Genomic DNA, 19,312 nt, shown 5'->3' with positions numbered 1-19,312 from the left:
ATGTATCTAAAAGACTAAATACAAAAAATATGAAGTATATACAGCAAATAAGGCTTTTCCTGGGGATCAGTCAATATAATATCCTAAGCACACTAAAGCATGGCATGGGGGCAGTAAGCCTGTTGATGTTTGTTATGCTGCTTTCTTTTAATGCAAATGCACAGTCGCTTGAAGTGAGCGGTACTGTTGTTGATGACAATACGCAGGAACCTTTACCCGGAGTAACAATCGTGGTAAAAGGAACCACTACCGGAACTACCTCTGATATTGATGGGAATTTTGCCATTACCGTAAATAGTGCCGACGCCACACTGATGTTTTCTTTCATCGGTTACGAAACACAGGAAATTGCGGTTCAGGGGCAGGCAACACTTGCTATCCGTTTGAAAAGTGAAACAAGGGATATCGACGAGGTGATGGTAATTGCTTACGGAACAACTAAAAAGTCAAACCTGACGGGTTCGGCAGTAGCTTTGAAAAACGAGGAATTAAAAGACGTTTTTACATCCAATATTTCTTCGATGCTCCAAGGTAAAGTGGCCGGGGTTTATACTGCTTCTGAAAGCGGACGTCCGGGAGCAGGGTCGACCATAACTATCCGCGGTAAAGGTTCATTGTCGGGAACCACAGCTCCTCTTTGGGTTGTTGATGGTATTATTTATGGCAACAGCGATCCCGGCCTAAGCCCCGCAGATGTGGAAAGCATTACTGTTTTAAAAGATGCCTCGGCAACATCTTTATACGGATCGTTAGCAGCTAACGGTGTCATTTTGGTGCAAACCAGAAGAGCCGATAAAGGAGTGTCAAAAATCAATGTGAATGCATCACGTGGTTATACGGTTTTTAATACCGGGAATTTCGAGTTGATGAATTCGCAGGAATTGTACGACTACCAGAAGACCTGGAATCCTAAAGTTACAGAAGACGTTTTAAGCACCGATACCGACTGGCTGAAAATAGGTACACAGACCGGAGAAGCACAGGAGTACAACGTGAACTATACCGGAGGAAACGATAAAATATCGGCCTATTTATCCGGAACTTATTACGGAGAAACAGGTGCACTGAAAGGTTATGAGTACGAACGTTATTCAGGGCTTGCCAATGTTGATATCAACGCGAGTGAGAAACTGCTTATTAAAGCAAACCTTTCAGGTGATTACCGTACAACTTACGACCAGCAACATTCTACCTATGCCATGTTCACCTACATGCCATGGGATAACCCTTATTTCCCTGATGGGTCTGTACTTGACCCAAGAACTGAAGCCGGAAAAGCATACTTGCTGGACAATGGAAAAGTTTGGTACGGAAGAGACAACAGTAACTACTTATACGACCTGCAATATAACTACGGCACATCGCGCGGTAACAATTTCAGGATAAATGTTGGTGTAGATTATCAGATTAACGACTGGCTTACCTTTTCGTCGATGAACAACATTGCTCTTGCTTATAGTCAGCAGGAATATTACACCGATCAACGTTCGATAAGCGGTTTAGCAGATAAAGGTACTCTGTATGAATATTATGGATTTAGTCAGACACGTTTTACCAACCAAATGCTTCGCTTTAAAAAAGATTTCGACCTTCATTCGTTGAATGCTTTTGTTGCCTGGGAATACAGCGATTATCATACTGATAATGCTGATGCTGAAGGTAAAGGTGTTGCGGCAGGTCTCACGGTTCTTAATGCAACTGCCGAAGCTGTTTCGGTAGGTGGTTATAAAGGAGAAAGTGCCAAGCAAAGTTACCTGGTTAATTTGCAATATGCATACGATAACAAGTACCTGGCCACGGCATCTTTCAACCGTCAGGGCTCAAGCAGTTTCGGACCGAACAACCAATATGGTAATTTCTGGTCGGCCAGTATGGGGTGGAATGTATATAACGAAGAATTCCTGAAAAATGTAAAGTGGTTGAATGTACTAAAGTGGTCTGCCAGTATGGGACAGGTTGGTAATGCGCCGAGCGGCTTTCAGTATTTAGGTTACTTCGCGTTTGTTGATCAATACAACGGCAACAGTGCTGCAACCCCTTACCAAAAAGGAAATGCCGATATTAGCTGGGAAAAGGTAACCAGTTACAATACTGCTGTTAACGCTCGTATTTTCAACCGTGTAAGCTTTAACCTCGACCTGTATTACAAAAACAGCGATGGTTTGCTTACCTATGTTCCGCTTCCGGCAATGACTGGTTATAACGGAATCTGGATGAACGTTGGCCGGGTAACCAACCGCGGGTATGAACTTACCATTTCTCCCGAAATCATTAAAACGCCAAGGTTTAACTGGGATATGACCATTAACCTGGCTTATAACAAAAACCAGGTAGAAGAATTGTACGAAGATCAGGCATACACCAGTGGTAGCAAACGAATTGAAGTAGGACACGATATGGATGCTTTCTTCCAACGTATTTGGTACGGTGCGAATCCGAATAACGGAGATCCGCTTTGGGAAAAAGTAGTTGAAAACGAAGATGGAACAGAAACCGTAAGCCTGACTTCTGATTACGCTGATGCAACGTTGCAATTTACCGGAACAAAAGGAACTCCAAGTTATACCGGAGGTATCTTAAACAGAATCAGCTTCGATAATTTTACATTGTCGGCCAACATCTCGTTTGTTGAAGACGTGTATAAGTACAACAGCAACCGCGAGTTGTTCGACAGCGACGGTTCTTATGTTGCGTTCAATAATATGAAGCTTATTGATGGTTGGAACCGTTGGGAAAAACCGGGCGACGTTGCCACTCATCCAAAACCGTTCAACGGCGGTGTGAATGCCAATAAAAATTCGTCGCGTTATTTGGAAGATGCCAGCTATATCCGTTTGCGAAACGTAACACTTGCCTACAATGTGCCAAAGAATATCTCAAGCCTTCTAAAACTGAACAATGCTTCTGTTTATGTAAGTGCTGACAACCTGGTTACCATTAGCGACTGGTCAGGAATGGACCCTGAGACCGGTGCACTGTACCCTTTATCTAAAAAGGTTCTTTTTGGAGTAAAAGTTGATTTTTAAGAATGAATTCATTATTAAAATTAGAGTATGACAACTAAAAAAATATATTCCGTCATTGCAATTTTGCTGGCTCTTTCTTTCTCTTTTAGTGCCTGCGATATTACCCGAGATCCTTTTCAGGATTTATCTGATGAAAAAGTATTTGCAGATGAACTAGGTATTGAGGCAGCCGCATTAGGTACTTATGCATTGCTAAAGAAAAATGAGTTTATGCGCCCGTATCATTTTCATGGCGAATTTGGCGGCGATAACATTGCACTGAGTGGCTCAACTACCGACTACTTGTTTTACATGTATAACTACCAGCATACACCTAATAACTATCACTTAAATAGTTTGTGGTCTACTTGCTACCAGGGTATAGTAAATGCCAATAAAGTAATTGACAAGGCGCAGGAAGGAACCGACCGTATGAACCATGTTATCGGTGAAATGTACTACTTGCGTGCTTTCTTTTACCTGAATCTTGTTACCATTTGGGGAAGACCATATAACCAGGATCCGGAAGGTAATTTGGGCGTTCCGATCATTTTGGATGCTGAACCGGATGTTGACAATCTTCCGGCAAGAGCTACAGTTAAAGATGTATATGATTTAATAATCAGTGATTTAACTACTGCTGCAGGTTTAATGAGTCAATTTACCAGGGAAGATTCAGAATACAATATTTATGCTTCGGAGCAGGCAGCAAATGCATTACTGTCAAGGGTTTATCTTTACATGGAAGACAATGCAAAAGCTGCTGAGTTTGCAACAAAAGTTATTGAGTCGGGTAAATTTGAATTGTTGCAGGGATCAGATTATGAGTCCTATCCTACAATGGTTCCGGAAGATAACCCGGAAGTGATTTTCGCCTGTAAAGCATTGAAAGATGAAGACGACTACGGGTGGTATGCTTTCGGCGGAATGTACTGCACCATCGACGGTGTAGGCTGGGGCGAAATGTATGCTTCGGAACCTTACCGCGACCTGCTTGATCAAAATCCGGCCGACAGAAGACATAAGTTTATTGTTCCGCAATACGTGGATGGAGATAGTTACGAAATTACCTATTCCTATGCAAAAGCTTCGCCGGTAGGATCGAAGATGTTCCAGATGTATGCTGTTACTCAAAATGGCAACAATTGGGAGTATGAATATAATGGCAGTACTCACACTGTTTTTTCCGAAGATGTGGATGGAACTACCCGTTATTACATTACTGACGGGGCTAACATTTCAGGGAAAACTTATGTGCGTTTAGACAAGAAAATGGAAGTGCGTAACGGCTATCCGAAGTACTTCGTGATTAAATGTTCTAATCAGGAAGGACAACCGCAATTGTTCTCGCCCATTATCTCGCGTTTGGCTGAAATGTATCTGAACCGGGCCGAGGTTCGCGCCAAAACCGGGGATGTTGACGGTGCATTGGCCGATGTTAACGTAATTAGGGAAAGAGCAAATATCCCTACCTATTCTGGAGTACCTGATGGCAAGACCATCCTGCAGATTGTTTTGGAAGAACGTCGCCTGGAATTGGCTTTCGAGGCACACCGTCGTTACGATATCTTCAGAAATGGATTGACACTTGACCGCAGATACCCGGGAACACATGACAAGGGTAGTAATCCGTTAATAACTGTTCCGGCAAACCATCCGCGTGTGGTGGATTATATTCCGGAAGATCAAATACTCGCTCAACCCAATTTGACACAAAACCCATAGTTTAGTTTGGTATTCAAACATAGAGGCTTTGCCCGGGAAATAACCCGGGTGAAGTCTCTTTTTAATAATAGTAAATCCTTGATAAAGACGGAAGTTCGTGGTCGTAGGTTTGTCCTTCCATCGTTTTTAGTAAAAGGATAATCGAAATAGAACCAATAAATGAGCATAATAGCGTAATTCATACCAACCGGATTGCATATAATGCTTAACAAAACAAACAAATTTAATCGTATGAAAAGTTCTAAAATTACCATCATCTTTTACCTCGCTTTAATGTTTTCTTATCTGCTGGTTTCCTGCAGCGAAGAAGAGGATACCAAGATGGAGGAACCACCGCAAATGTCTGTTCATGTGCCCGCAAAAGGAAATAGCTGGTTTCTGGCCAATGTGGGAACCAACCAGATGAAATCATCCGACTTTGACGGTTTCAGCTGGACTTCGAAAAGTTCAGTTTTACGCACCTATTTTCGTTTGGAGAAAGCCGGAACTGTGCATATTGGTCTAAAAGGTACCGTGAGTTCAGGAAGCTCAACGATTCGGGCTACTTTTCAAAACGAATCAAAAGAAATTAAAATCAAAGATACCGATCATGGTACAGTGTACATTGGTTCTTTTACCGTGCCCTCAGCAGGTTATTACTATGTTGATTTAACAGGAATCGACCGTGCCGGCAACCAGTTTGCGGCTGTAGAGTACATTGCTCTTGGAGGCGATGCAACTTTATCAGGTGTGCATTTCTCGAACGAAGATTATTTTTACTGGGGCCGCAGGGGACCGTCTGTTCATCTGGCATACGAAAAACCGGAGGGAACTGCTGATGTACAATGGTTTTACAACGAAGTAACCGTACCCGAAGGAAACGATGTGGTTGGCTCTTACTTTATGGCCAATGGTTTTGGTGAGGGATATTTTGGCATGCAGGTGAATTCGACCAGCGAAAGAAGAATCCTGTTTTCGGTTTGGAGTCCCTATCAGACCGATGACCCGGGAAGTATTCCGGAAGATCAGCGCGTAAAGCTTATTGCAAAAGGCGACCAAACTACCATTAATGATTTTGGAGGAGAAGGTTCGGGCGGACAAAGTTACCTGGTTTTTAACTGGGAAGCCGGAAGAACGTATCGGTTCTTATTAAAAGGTGAACCAGCCGGCGATAATAAAACGGATTACAAAGCCTACTTTTTCGATCCGAAACAAAGCAAATGGTATTTTATTGCGCAATGGAGACGTCCTCTTATTTCCACTTATTTGACTGGATTGCATTCGTTTCTTGAAAACTTTGATACCGCAACCGGACCAATGGGCCGAATGGTAAATTATAACAATCAGTGGGTTTACGATACCAACTCTACATGGCACGAAATGATCCGCGCACGTTTTACCGCCGATGCAACCGGTCGCGATAAAGCCCGGTTGGATTATGCCGGTGGATACCAAAGCGGTGACAATGGATTCTTCCTGAAAAACTGCGGATTTTTTAACGAGACGTCAAAGGTTGATACCTATCATACCCGGCCGGCTTTAGGGACTGCTCCCGATATCGATTTTACTCAACTACCATAAGCAGCGTCACCCATTTGCAATCATAGTGTTAAGACGCCGCGTTTGCAGATGTATAAATTATGTAATCGAATAAAACTTTTAATTGCACCTGATGTCCATATTTAAATATTTGTTTCTAATATTCCTGCCGTTTACCGTCTTTACGGCTTGTAACGAAGATCCGGTTAACGGAGGGGAAGAGGAAGTGAGTGAAGAGCCGAACGAAGAAAACTTCAACTACGTTGCCGAGGGAACTTATGCTCTTAATGTTATTTATTTTATTCCAAACGATGTTAGCGAAATTGCTGAATCGCATCGTCGAATAAGTGAGATTTTGTTTGACGGACAAGCTTTCGTAAATAAGTATATGAAGGAATACGGATTTGGAAACAAAACGTATAACATGATGGTGGATAAAGCCAAAAACCGTGTTAAAATTATTTATCTGAATGGAGAACATCCTATAAATTACTATCCTTATGAGGGGGGCGGCTCTAAAATATTAAAAGAGGTTGATGCTTATTTTGAAAAGCATCCAACAGAAAAGAAGAGTTTACATAGCTTAATAATAACACCTGTTAAAGATCAGGATAACCGTGATGTTCCTTACTATGGTTTGGGTCGAAATTGCTTTGCATTGGATTATAGTGGTTTAGACGTTAAGTACTTGGGCGAGAATTCGAAAAGAGGTAGCGATGCATCAAAATTTATAGGCGGCATCTTGCACGAGTTGGGGCACGCCCTGAACCTTCCTCACAATAAACAGAAAGTATCCGATGATAGTAAATCAGACAGAGGTACTGCATTAATGGGAAGTGGAAACTATACCTACGGTAGCACACCAACTTTTCTGACCGAAGCCAGCTGTGCTATTCTAAATAATTGCCAGGTAATCAGCGATTACAATGGAGCTTATTACGAAGATGTTAGCTTAACTTTAGATTCTGTGCAGGTTGCTTTCGAAGCCGGGAACATTCGCTTGTTTGGGAAAATTCAGTCAGATCAGAAAGTAAATCATGTTTGCATTTATCATGATCCGGCCATTGATGATGCGGATTATGATGCGGTTTCATGGGTTGCGCCTATACTGAATAACAATACTTTTGAACAAACAATGCCCATAAACGAACTGTATCTGCGAAATGAAACACCCTATGTTTTACGTTTGCAATTTACTTTCGAAAATGGAAACTCACTAAGCAAATCGTTTTCATATTATTTTAAAAACGGAGAGCCGGTGTTTGAATTTGGCGACCGTGATTACCTACCTCGGAATGAATGGGCGATTAACGATTATAGTTCTCAAGAGGAGCAGGGAGAAGGAGATACAGGAAGAGCCGCCCATTTGATTGACAATGCACCATTAACATATTGGCATTCGCAGTGGGCTTCCGGAGTAGTAGCAAAATTTCCGCATTTTATCAGTATCGATATGAATCAAACACACGATGTTGCAGGTTTTTCTTTTCTGCAAAGAAATGGTGCCCGAAAAGTAAAAGACATTGAGATATACACCAGTAATGATAATCAGAACTGGCAAATGCAAGGAAAATTCAAGCTAAGTGCAATAAATACTGTGCAGCATGTTGCCCTGTCCGAAACGAGCGGATTTCGTTATTTCAAGGTGGTGTTTCTTTCTGCACACGATGGCGACCAGTATGCCAGTATGGCCGAAATAATGTGTTATTCGGAATAGCTTATTCAGTATTTGGTCAGCTAAAATCATTTATTTAATTTGAGTACGATGAGAAGGAGATTATTTTCAAATAGCAACGTTTTTATTATTGCTCTGATTCTGTTTGCTTCATGTACAGGGAAAGAATATTTAAGTGAAATAGTGCTTGTGAATCCAAAGGCAGAAACGCTTTTCCCGGCCGATTTTATTTCACCGACTTTTACATGGGAAGATCCTAATCTGAATGCAAAATTCTGGCAGTTATCGCTTAAGGTTGAGGAAACTGAGATTTTATCGGTAGCCTGTAACCGTCAACAGAAATGGAAAGCGTCGCCGGAAGAATGGGAGGCGTTAAAAATACGGTCAGCGAACAAAGTAATTACGTTAAGAATTGCCGGCTTGAGTGATACAATCAATCAACAAACAGTTTCTCAAACTCAAGTAAATTTTAGTTTTTCAGTTGATTCCGTCGCGGCGCCTATTTTTTACCGGTCGGTTCCGCTGCCGTTTAAACACGCACGTGAACACCTCAACGAGATCGAATGGAAACTGGGTTATGTTGATTCGGAGGAAAAACCATACACAGTGATTGAAAACCTGCCGGTGTGTGGTAACTGTCACTCTTTTTCGGCGGATGGAAGTACCATTGCCATGGATGTTGACGCAAGGGATGAAAAAGGAGCTTATGCCATCGCTAATTTTTCAGAAGACACTGAATTGGGCTCTGAAGATATCATTAACTGGGCCGATTTTCAGAACGGAGAGTTTACCTATGGTTTGCTGTCGGCACTTTCGCCCGACGGAAGGTATGCCATTAGTACTTTAAAAGATGCCGAGATATTTGTTGACGTTGATAATTTTGAATATTCACAATTATTCTTCCCTATCAAAGGAATCCTGGCCTGGTACGACAGGAACACAAAAAAGATGGCTGAGCTTCCGGGGGCAAGCGATACGATTTGGGTGAACAGTAATCCAACCTGGAGCCCCGATGGCAAGTACATTTATTTTTCACGGGCCAGGGCAAGACACTTCGATGAAAGCGGAATCATGCACGGGTCAAAAGCGGTTGATCAGGCCAGGTACCAGGTATTTCTGAACAATTTTCTGGAACGTAAAGACCTGGTGAAATTTGATATTTACCGGGTGCCTTTCAACCAGGGAAAAGGGGGAGTTGCTGAACCGGTTGCCGGTGCTTCAGGTAATAACAGGAGCAACTATTTTCCCAAAGTTTCGCCCGATGGGAAATGGGTGGTATTTACCCAGGCCGAAAGTTTTATGCTGCTTCAGAAAGACAGCAAATTGTGTATTGTTTCTGCCGATGGGGGAAAAGCCCGGATGTTAAACTGTAACTCCGATAACATGAATTCGTGGCACTCGTGGTCGCCAAACGGAAAATGGCTGGTTTTTGCCTCAAAAGCCAATGGCCCGTTCACCCAACTTTACCTGACTCATATTGACGAGAATGGAAACGACTCGCCGGCGGTTTTGCTGGAAAACTTTATGTTCCCTAATCATGTGGCCAATATCCCCGAATTTGTGAATACCACCAACAGAAGGCAATACTCAATAGAACCTACGTTTCTGGAGAGCGACGAGTTTGCGCTTCGGGCGGGAGAAATAAAAAACAAAGCAGGCGATTTTGAAGGTGCATTAACCGATCTTAACCGGGCAGTGAAGCTCGTACCGGGCAATGCCGATGCCTGGCACAAACGGGGTGATGTAAAAATGAAATTGGGAATAACGAAAGAAGCTTTCGCGGATTTCGACAAAGCCATTGCATTGAATCCAAATAAATCCGATTTCTGGATTTCACGAGGTGTGGCAAATTCCGATTTGCAAAAGCATACCTGCGCCATCGAAGATTTGCAGCAGGCAGTTAAAACCGATCCGAATTCTTTTTTGTCCTATAATAATTTAGGTTTTGCATTCAGCCGGGCTGGAAATTTCGAGGCTGCCATGTCGAATTATAACAAGGCGCTGAAACTGAATCCTGCGTCATATCTCACATTTGTAAATATTGGTATTATTGAGGCCCGAAAAGGAAACATGGATATCGCACTACAATATTTTGAAAAAGCGATTGATGGAGACCCTGCATTGGCAACAGCCTATGCTGCAAGGGCAAAGGCAAAGGAACAAATGGGAGATATTGAGGCTGCAATGGACGACTATTTAAAAGCATTTCGTCTTGATCCGGGAAACACTGGGTTGGCCTTTAGTCTGAGTATGCTTAAGTATAAAAACAAGGATATTAACGGGGCTTTGGAGGTTTTAAATGAAATAAAGAGAAAGCGTGGAAGTCAATTGCAAGCCTATGAGTTATCTGCACGGTTTTACATAGAGTTGAACCAGTTTACCCGGGCACGCGAAGAAATAAACATAGTACTCGAAAAAACGCCGGGAAATGGGGCGGCTGTATTTTTGAGCGGAATTATTTTCCAGCGAAGCGGTGAAGCAGCGAAAGCCTGTGAAGAATTCCACCGGGCTTATTCATTGGGATATAATGATGCAAAAGAGGCCATCGCAAAATATTGCCGGTAAGTAATTGGTTGGAGTGTGTAACTGCTTGTTATGCTGAATGGACGGTAAATGTCGGAAAACATATGTTAAAATTAACTTCATTTAAAAACAAGCGGTAACGTAAGGTGTTTTTCATTAATTTTCGCTTATTTCACGTCTTTTAACATGGGGTAGATTGCTTGTCATTACGTCTTATTTACGAAAGACAGCAAAAATTTTAAAGCAATAATGGAGTACGGGCAGGATACGGGGGATCTTATTTTAAAATCTTTAACCGGAAATCTGGGGAAAGAAGAAAAGGATTTTTTTGAAAAATGGCTTGCTGAGTCAGAGGAAAACAAGCAGGAATACAGGGCCTACAAAGAGTTGTGGAGTAAGTCGGGAGAGATGGTTGTTTCTGATTCAGTGGATGTTGAGTCGTCGTTGACAGCAACCAAGAACCGTATGAATTTTAACCGGGGGAAGAAACGTTGGTTGTACAGGATGCAGCAAATTGCTGCTGTTTTAGTGCTGGCAATTGTGTTTGCTTCGCTTTATCTGAATTTCGGAATCTCGGGTTCGGAATCGCCAATCTACCAGGATATTTCAACTACTTATGGGGCACAAACCAGTGTAACCCTTGCGGATGGAACAAAAGTGTGGCTTAATTCCGGAAGTCGGCTTCATTTTCCGGTTTCGTTTGATAACCAGGAACAGAGAAAAGTGGAACTAAGCGGCGAAGCATTTTTTGAAGTAGCTCACAACCCTGAAGTGCCGTTTGTTGTGAATGCGGGGGAGTTGGACGTAAAAGTACTGGGAACTTCCTTTAATGTTTCGGCCTATGCTGAATATGATAAATTGACGGTTGCTTTGCTGGAAGGGAAAGTAAGCCTTATTCAGGGCAGCGCGGGCTCTGAAAAGGAGTTGCTGACAATGGACCCAAACCAGGTGGCAACATTTAACCGCGGGGAGCGTAGTTTAAATGTTGCCGAAGAAAGTGATTTGGGAAAATACAGTGATTGGAAAGACGGGCGTTTGGTTTTTTTTGGCGATGACCTTGAAACGGTTGTTCAAAAATTGGAGAAATGGTACAATGTGGAAACGCTTATTGCAGACGACGAAATCCGGCAATATCATTTTACCGCAACATTTACCGACGAAACATTAAATCAGGCCTTAAGTCTTTTGTGTAGCAGCTCTTCATCAGGTATCAATTACCAAATAGCTGCTGCGGAGCGAAAAACCGACGGCTCTTACACAAAACGGAAAGTTATTTTATCGTCGAAGAAAATTCGGTAAATGAAAGAATACAGCGAGAGGATGGCACATTTCTCGGGTCGTTTCGCTTAAAACCGGTTCAGGCTTCCCAATCTATACTTAATTGGAGGATAAAAGCGATGAGCCGGGCGGTTGTTATGAAAAGAGGTGATTGTCGTTTTTTTAGAGGCTGCTAGTTCTCAACCCGTAAAATTCATTCATGTAGGTATGAGTTTCATCAAAGATTAGAAATAGAAACAAATGAATAAGTCGGATTAACGGTGTAATTCCTTATGGGGGATACGAGAAAAATGGTTCATACGATAAAGGCTATGATTTGGTCAATGTGTTTTTTGGCCTGTTTATTTGTTGCGCCATATTTGTACGCCCAGGAGGGAGGCCGAATTACACTAAAACTGAACGATATTCCTGTTAAAGATGCGCTGAAACAGGTGGAACGGTCAAGCAACTATTTTTTTCTGTACAACAACAATTTAATCGATGTCGATCGCAGGGTTACAATTAATGTGGAACAGGCAGGCATCGAAAAAATTATTGATCTTCTTTTTCAGAATCAAAAAATAAACTACGTCATACAGGGCCGGCAGATTGTTATTTCGCCGCTCGATCTTAAAGCATTTAAAAGCACTAAGATAACCGCAAAAGGGAAAGTAACCGACGAACAGAACGAACCGCTTTCGGGAGTAGCGGTGGTAATACGTGGAACAAGTTTGGGGACTATTACCAGTGCCAGTGGAGCCTTTTCTATTGATTTGGACAGCTTCCCGGCTTTGCTCGAATTTTCGTTTATGGGGATGGAGCCGCGGGTAGTACTTTATAACGGGCAGGAAAACATACCGGTGGTAATGTTCTCGAAAAACCGTGAACTCGATGAAATAATTGTAGTGGCATACGGAAGACAATCGACCGAAACCGTAACCGGTGCAATTCAGTCGATCAATGTCAATAAAATCACTCGTGTCAGCTCGCCTTATATCTCCGATTTGATCCAAAGTTCAGCACCGGGCCTGCTGGTTGTAAATGCCTCGGGGGAGCCGGGAGAAAAGCCAGAGTTGCGAATCCGTGGCGACGGATCTATCAACTATTCAAATGAACCGCTTTGGGTGATCGACGGAGTGATCTATGGAAATTCATCGCCCGACATTAATCCCAACGATATTGAGTCGATTTCGGTATTAAAAGATGCAGCGGCTTCTGCACTTTATGGCTCGCGGGCTTCAAACGGGATTATTCTGGTGGAGACCAAAACCGGAAATATTAGCACCTCCAACTTCAAATTTATCTCCAACATCGGGATAACTTCTTTAAACCAGGGGGAGTTTTCGATGATGAACGGGCAGGAACTTTACGATTATATCTACCCGATAGTAACAGATGAAGACCAGTTCGCGTTACCTGATCCTAATTCAGATAATGTACGATATGGCACCAACTGGCTCGATATTGCCATGCAACCCGGAGTCATTCGCGATTATAATTTATCGTACCAGGGGGGATCGGGAAAAACCATGATTTACACGAACTGGGGGTACTACAATGAAGAAGGTGCTGTGGTGGGACACAAATGGGAACAATTTACAGGGCGTATCAATCTCGACTACAATGCATCGCAACGGGTAAAACTGGTGGCCAAGCTTAGCGGTATATTTCAAAATAAATACGATAACGAAGACGACTTACTTGCCTATTCGTATTTAATGCTTCCGTGGGATAATCCATACAATGAAGACGGAAGCATAAAAAAGATTACCGGCAACAACGAGAGCACGGCATGGTATACGCGTGATAAGTTTAACCCTCTGTTCGACAGACAGTTTAATTACGAGAAAAGCCGGAGTGCGCAATATATGTCTGACTTTAGGCTGGAACTGGAGTTGACCGACTGGTTGACATTTTCATCAGGAAACCGCCTGCATACCATTCACAATCGGTACGAACGCATTATTGACGCTCGGTCGCTAAGGGGGCAGGCCGATAACGGATCCATTGAAAACAATTACGGGTACCGGCATAATCTGTTAACCAGCAATGTTTTTCGCTTTGGTTTTAATCCCGGAATGCACCGGGTGTCCGGACTGGCTGCCTACGAATACTCAAAATCTTATGCTGACGGGATCTTGGGAACAGGAAAAGGAGTTTATCCTAGGCTGGAAATTTTAAACGCTACTTCAGTTCCCAAGTATTTGGGAGGAAGTAAGACTGAATCGGCTTTTTTATCGCTGTTGTCCGAATTGCAGTACAACTACGACGAAAAGTACATGGCACAAGTTTCGTTTCGAAGAGACGGATCGTCGCGGTTTGGGGTAAACCAGCGTTTTGGAAATTTCTATTCCCTCAGTGTTTCCTGGGCCCTTCACCGCGAAGATTTTATGAAATCGCTCGCGTTTGTCGATCAGTTGAAATTGCGTGGAAGTTATGGCTCGGTAGGAAACGCTAATATCACAGATTATGTAGCACAGGGAATTTACAATGTAACCGTGCAGTACGACGGGGTTCCCGGTGGCTATCCGCGGCGCCTCTCCAATCCCGATCTAACCTGGGAATCGAATTACAATACCAATTTTGGGGTGGATGCCGGTTTGTTCGGGCGTTTAAACTTTTCGGTTGATGTATACAGCAAAAAAACCGAAAACCTGCTGCAGGATGTCCCGTTACCAATGGTTAGTGGTTATTACTGGTTTACCGACAATGTAGGGGCAATTCAAAACCGGGGGATTGAAATTCTGGTCAGAGGAGATGTGGTTAAACACGATAAGTTTAGGTGGAATGCCGATTTTAATGTCAGCTTCAATAAAAACAAAGTATTGCGGCTAAATGAGGGGAAGGATATAATTACCGGAAATAAAATCATTCGTGAAGGTTGGGACATAAACACCTGGTACCTGAGAAAATGGGCTGGTGTGAATCCCGAAAATGGTGATCCTCTGTGGGAAAGAGTCGTAACCGATGAGAACGGGAACAAGGTTGTTGAAATCACCAATAACTACAGCCGGGCAAGTTTGCAAAAGGTTGGATCTTCGTCACCTGCTTTTTTTGGTGGTTTTACCAACCAGTTTCATTACAAAGTATTTAGTGTTACCGCCAATTTCAATTTTGTGGCGGGCAATAAAGTATACAACTTCTATCGAGAATTATTTGATAACGATGGCGCTTATCCGACCTACAACTCCATGAAATTAAACAGCGGGTGGAGCCGGTGGGAAAAACAGGGAGATAAGGCAACACATCCAAAGCCGGTACTGCAGGGAAATAAGCTATCAAACAAAGTGTCATCGAGGTACCTGGAAGATGGGAGTTTTATCCGCTTACGACAACTGGTTGTAGCTTGCAATCTGCCCGAAGCTTTTTTAGAGCGTATGCATATTAAAGAGGCGGTTTTGAAACTTTCGGGCGAAAACCTGTTTACATTGACGCGGTTTTCGGGAATGGATCCGGAAGTGGGGATTGACGGATATTCAGGAGCATTTTTTCCGGTTACACGAAAATATGTGCTGGGACTGGAGGTTAGTTTTTAATAATGGCAGGGAGAGAAAAGAATGAAAAAAGTAGCAATATGTATTCTGGTCGTATTTTCGGTAAGTGCCTGTAATCTTGATTTTGAACCGTATGACGGGTTACCCGAGTCGGAACTTACTGAAACCGAATCCGGCTTACAAGGGGCTACCATAGGAAATTACAATTACCTGAAGGATTGGTATTACCAGCGTAATTTTCATTTTTTTGGAGAATACGGAGGTGACAATGTTTCGTTGAGCGGCACTACTACCGATCAACTGTTTTATTGCTACAATTATCAGCATTTCCCGGCCATGTTTCCCACCACAGCATTTTGGGAGAAGGCTTACCAGTTGGTGGTTGGCTGCAACAAAGTTATCCAGGCCATCGATGATAATGCTTCGGTTGAAATGCGCCAGGTTAAAGGTGAAAATCTTTATTTGCGCGCTCAAACCATGTTTCACCTGTGCAATACTTTCGGAAGGCCCTATTATCAAAATCCTGAAATAAACCCCGGGATTCCGGTGAAGCTGGATGATGTTGTGGAAAATGTCCCGCCCCGTTCAACCGTAAAACAAGTGTATCAGCAAGTAATTGATGATTTATTGTATGCTGAGCAGCTTATGGGCAGAGGAAAGAAAAATATCTATGCGTCGAAAGAGGTGGCTGAAGCCCTGTTGTCGCGGGTGTATTTGTACATGTCGGGAACACCGGATAACCCAAATCGTGAATATGCGGAAAAAGCTGTCGAATATGCCGGTAAGGTTATTGCCTCGGGGCGATACTCACTGATGGATACGGAAAGCTATAAAACGTATTTCCGTTTGTCCCCGGAAGATAACCGCGAAACTATTTTTGCCGTGAAACACATCGCCGATGTGGATGATCAGGGGTGGAATTCAATCGGCTCGATGTACAACTATGTCGCTCAGCAAGGTTGGGGAGAGATGTATGCATCGCTGTCGTACCGGGAATTGCTCGATCAAAATCCTGAAGATGCGCGTCACTCGTTCATCGATCCGCAATACGAAGCTGATGGTATTACCCTTCAAAAACGCAATGGCTATCCTAAATATTTCATCAATAAATTCTCATTACAGGAAAATTATCCTACGCTTAGTTCTCCCGTTTTTCTGCGACTGGCTGAAATGTATCTGAACCGGGCTGAAGCAAACGCCAAGCTGGGCAACAACCAGGCTGCCATTGATGACGTTAACCTGATTCGGGAGCGTGCCGGATTGACAGGCGATCAGTTATACTCCCTCGATGATCTGAAAGGAAGAGACAATGTGTTGGAAGTAGTTCTGGAAGAACGCAGGCTCGAGCTGGCTTTCGAAGCCCAGCGGCGCTGGGATATTTTCAGAAACGGATTAACACTTGACCGGCACTATCCCGGTATTCATGAAAACGGAGATGCGCTTCTTTCTGTATCACCAGATCATCCGCGTGTTGTTTTCTTTATTCCTGAATCGCAGATTCTTGTGCATGATGGATTGATTCAGAATCCGTAGTTGGTTTTTCCTTTTCGCGATCGCGATTTTGAATTTTCTCAAAAATGGGAAATAAGCTAAAGCGTCGGAATCTTCCAGGCTAAAATGTGCCATTCTTTTTCACCCAATTTTGTTTTTCTCAGAGTTGTCTAAGTAAAAAAGTAGGGAAAACCCACCCCCCGGTTTAGGCATGCCCCCTAAAGAATCTGTTGGGAGCTAAGTAATTTTGTAGCCACATTAACTAGTAAACAATGTACAGCAACGGATTAAAAGGGAAGAACAAGAATATTGTTATTCTGACCGAGTTCATGGAGGGAGCCTGGGAGTCGGCGATCTTTTCACACAGAAACCTTATCAACAGTAATCACGGGGTTGTTTTTGTTCAAACCTATAGTAAACCCAGGTACGGTCAGTCCTTACTGAAGAATTTTGTGCCTGTGATGAAGCAAATCGTTCGGAATGAGTTGCTGGAGCTGAAATTGAAAGCAGTAAAAGAATTTCAGTTTGAAGAATCACGTGTGTCAATCCGTCCTTTTGAAGGCGATTGGTTTAGTTTTTTAAACGGGGGGCAAAAATCGCTGTCGCCCGAATTACTGGTTGTTAGTTTAAAAAAGGCTTTCCCCGGAGTTTGTTGTCCGATCATTGGCAAAATCCAGAAGCTGGCTGTTCAAACTACCAATCCCTTATTGATTTTACCTGCTTCATTTGCGCCGGCAAAACTGAAAAGTATATTGTTTCTTACCAGCAAAGAACTGTCTTTTTTGCGCAAACTGGATGAGTGTGAGTCGGTAAGCACGCTGCTGCAAAAATCGGAAACCGACTTGCGCATATTGCTCGATAAAAATACGGCACCTCCGGTTGACTGGAACAGTTACGTGTCGAACCAATGGGGAGCCGCTCTTAAATCAAACGAGGCCGTTCCTTTTGAAAAGGTGCATGAATTATTAAAAGATACCTATAAATATGATTTGGTCATTATAGACCAGGAGCTATTAAAATCGCCGTTTGGAAAGGCTTTAAACCTGAAAAAGTGGTTCGGAAACAAATACTCCAAACCCGTTTTAATTTGTTAATAATGGCAAAAACTACTATTCATCATATTCTGGTTCCGGTGACTCTCGATGAGCATGGGATCAACTCGATCAGGCAAGCGCTTATAATAAGCCGCAAGTTTGATTCGAAAGTAACCTTGCTGTATGTGGCGCCGCGGTTTAGCATGCTCGGGAAATACTACCGTCCCATGGAGAGGTTGCATTACAAGCGCGAGGCTTTTGCAAGGTTCAAAAAGTTTGTCAACGATTTTTTTGACCAGGAGATTCCGGGTTTTATTCGCTTAAAACTGCGCAAGGGAAATCTGCAGAAATGGGTTGTCTCGTTTATCCATCGGGCAAAGTACGACCTGGTGGTGATCAATAAACGACTGGGCAACGATACCGATGGCCTTCGGAAATGGAGCGACCAGGTAAGCCAGATGGTGGCAGAAGCCTATTGCCCGGTAGTGACTTTCGACGGTGTTCCGTCGGACGAAGAAAAGCACAAAATTCTGGTGCCGATTGATATACGCCGCCGGCACAACCACAATGTTAAGTGGGCGGCAGAACTTGCCAAAAAATACAGTGCCAAAATTCATCTGATGTCGGTACTAAACGAAAAGATGAAGCGGGAAAACAGCAGCATTCACACCAAAATATGGAAAATAGAAGACTGGCTGCTAAAGCAGAACATTGCGTGTGAAACGACTTTGTTGAGGGGAGATGAAAAGGAAATGCACAAAATGGTCCCCGACTTTATCAACGAAAGCAAACCCGATATGGTGGTGATTATGACCCATCAGGAAGTGTTGATCAATATCAAAAGCATCGGGAAAATGGCTTCAAATGTGATCAAACAATCAGAATACCCGGTTTTCACGATTACTCCTAAAAAGGAGTCGCTGTTTACCATTTTGATTGATGTATTAAAGAGTATGGGTAAAAGAAAAAAATATGAACACAAAGATTAAGGAACTAACCGAGAATATCTACAAGGAAGGTATCGAAAAGGCAAAAAACGAAGGCGATTTGCTGGTTGAAGAAGCAAGAAAAGAAGCCGAAAAACTGTTGAGCAATGCCCGGCAGAAAGCGGAGCTGATGGTTTCTGAAGCTAAGGCTGAGTCGGAAAAGATCTATGCTGCCATGCAGGACGAGCTGGAGTCTATTTCAACGCAGATGCTTGAGATTACCCGGCAGGAGGTAAGCAATGTGGTTTCGGCCGAGTTAGGCAAAGAACTTGCGGCACACGCCACAGCCGATCCAAAAGTGATTCACGATATGATGTTGGAAATTACCCGCACGTGGGTAAATCCAAACGGGAACGGCTCGGCCAACGAAGCACTGGTTCCTGAAAATCTGATCGGTGAACTGGAGCCGCTTTACAAAGCGTCGGCTGCCAAAATCCTGAACTCGGGACTGGTTATAAAACCTGTTCGCGGCATGGAAAAAGGATTTCAGCTGCTCAACAATCACGAAGGCTATAAAGTCTCGTTTACCGAAGACGATTTTCAAACTTTTTTTGAATCACTAATCAAGCCGAAAGTGAAAGAGCTGCTTTTTAATTCCTAAGTT

The 19,312-nt window shown here is 43.0% G+C and carries 11 protein-coding genes; all 11 read left to right on the top strand.

Features of this window, described 5'->3' with window-relative positions; genetic code table 11:
* Window positions 1-29: 29 nt before the first annotated feature.
* Window positions 30-3,026 carry a SusC/RagA family TonB-linked outer membrane protein gene (locus tag D1614_RS19265; RefSeq protein WP_119439615.1) on the top strand — a complete coding sequence of 999 codons (2,997 nt, stop codon included), beginning with the start codon at window positions 30-32 and terminating at the stop codon, window positions 3,024-3,026.
* A gap of 27 nt (window positions 3,027-3,053) precedes the next feature.
* A complete protein-coding gene (locus tag D1614_RS19260; protein WP_119439614.1) occupies window positions 3,054-4,730 on the top strand; it encodes a RagB/SusD family nutrient uptake outer membrane protein in 1,677 nt (558 codons plus the stop codon).
* A 231-nt stretch (window positions 4,731-4,961) separates the two neighbouring features.
* Window positions 4,962-6,290, top strand: coding sequence for a DUF3472 domain-containing protein (locus tag D1614_RS19255; protein WP_119439654.1), 1,329 nt, complete (start codon window positions 4,962-4,964; stop codon window positions 6,288-6,290).
* 91 nt (window positions 6,291-6,381) lie between these two features.
* A complete protein-coding gene (locus D1614_RS19250) occupies window positions 6,382-7,965 on the top strand; it encodes a discoidin domain-containing protein (protein WP_119439613.1) in 1,584 nt (527 codons plus the stop codon).
* A gap of 48 nt (window positions 7,966-8,013) precedes the next feature.
* Complete coding sequence (locus tag D1614_RS19245) at window positions 8,014-10,488, top strand: tetratricopeptide repeat protein (protein ID WP_119439612.1); 2,475 nt, start codon at window positions 8,014-8,016, stop codon at window positions 10,486-10,488.
* A gap of 207 nt (window positions 10,489-10,695) precedes the next feature.
* Window positions 10,696-11,745, top strand: coding sequence for a FecR family protein (locus D1614_RS19240; protein ID WP_119439611.1), 1,050 nt, complete (start codon window positions 10,696-10,698; stop codon window positions 11,743-11,745).
* Window positions 11,746-11,996: 251 nt separating this feature from the next.
* Entirely contained in the window at window positions 11,997-15,239 is a 3,243-nt protein-coding gene (locus D1614_RS19235; RefSeq protein WP_119439610.1) for a SusC/RagA family TonB-linked outer membrane protein, read from the top strand.
* 21 nt (window positions 15,240-15,260) lie between these two features.
* Entirely contained in the window at window positions 15,261-16,730 is a 1,470-nt protein-coding gene (locus D1614_RS19230; RefSeq protein WP_119439609.1) for a RagB/SusD family nutrient uptake outer membrane protein, read from the top strand.
* Between the two features lie 230 nt (window positions 16,731-16,960).
* Window positions 16,961-17,782, top strand: a complete 822-nt coding sequence (locus D1614_RS19225; RefSeq protein WP_119439608.1) for a hypothetical protein — start codon at window positions 16,961-16,963, stop codon at window positions 17,780-17,782.
* Window positions 17,783-17,784: 2 nt separating this feature from the next.
* Window positions 17,785-18,711: a universal stress protein gene (locus tag D1614_RS19220; RefSeq protein WP_119439607.1), complete on the top strand. Its 927-nt coding sequence runs from the start codon at window positions 17,785-17,787 to the stop codon at window positions 18,709-18,711.
* Window positions 18,695-19,309 carry a hypothetical protein gene (locus D1614_RS19215; protein WP_119439606.1) on the top strand — a complete coding sequence of 205 codons (615 nt, stop codon included), beginning with the start codon at window positions 18,695-18,697 and terminating at the stop codon, window positions 19,307-19,309. The genes D1614_RS19220 and D1614_RS19215 overlap by 17 nt, the downstream gene beginning before the upstream one ends.
* Window positions 19,310-19,312: the final 3 nt, after the last annotated feature.

Source organism: Maribellus luteus, from assembly GCF_003576475.1.
GTDB lineage: Bacteria > Bacteroidota > Bacteroidia > Bacteroidales > Prolixibacteraceae > Draconibacterium > Draconibacterium luteum.
Note: the sequence above shows the minus strand (reverse complement) of the source record. Positions and strands in the feature narration are given on the sequence as shown.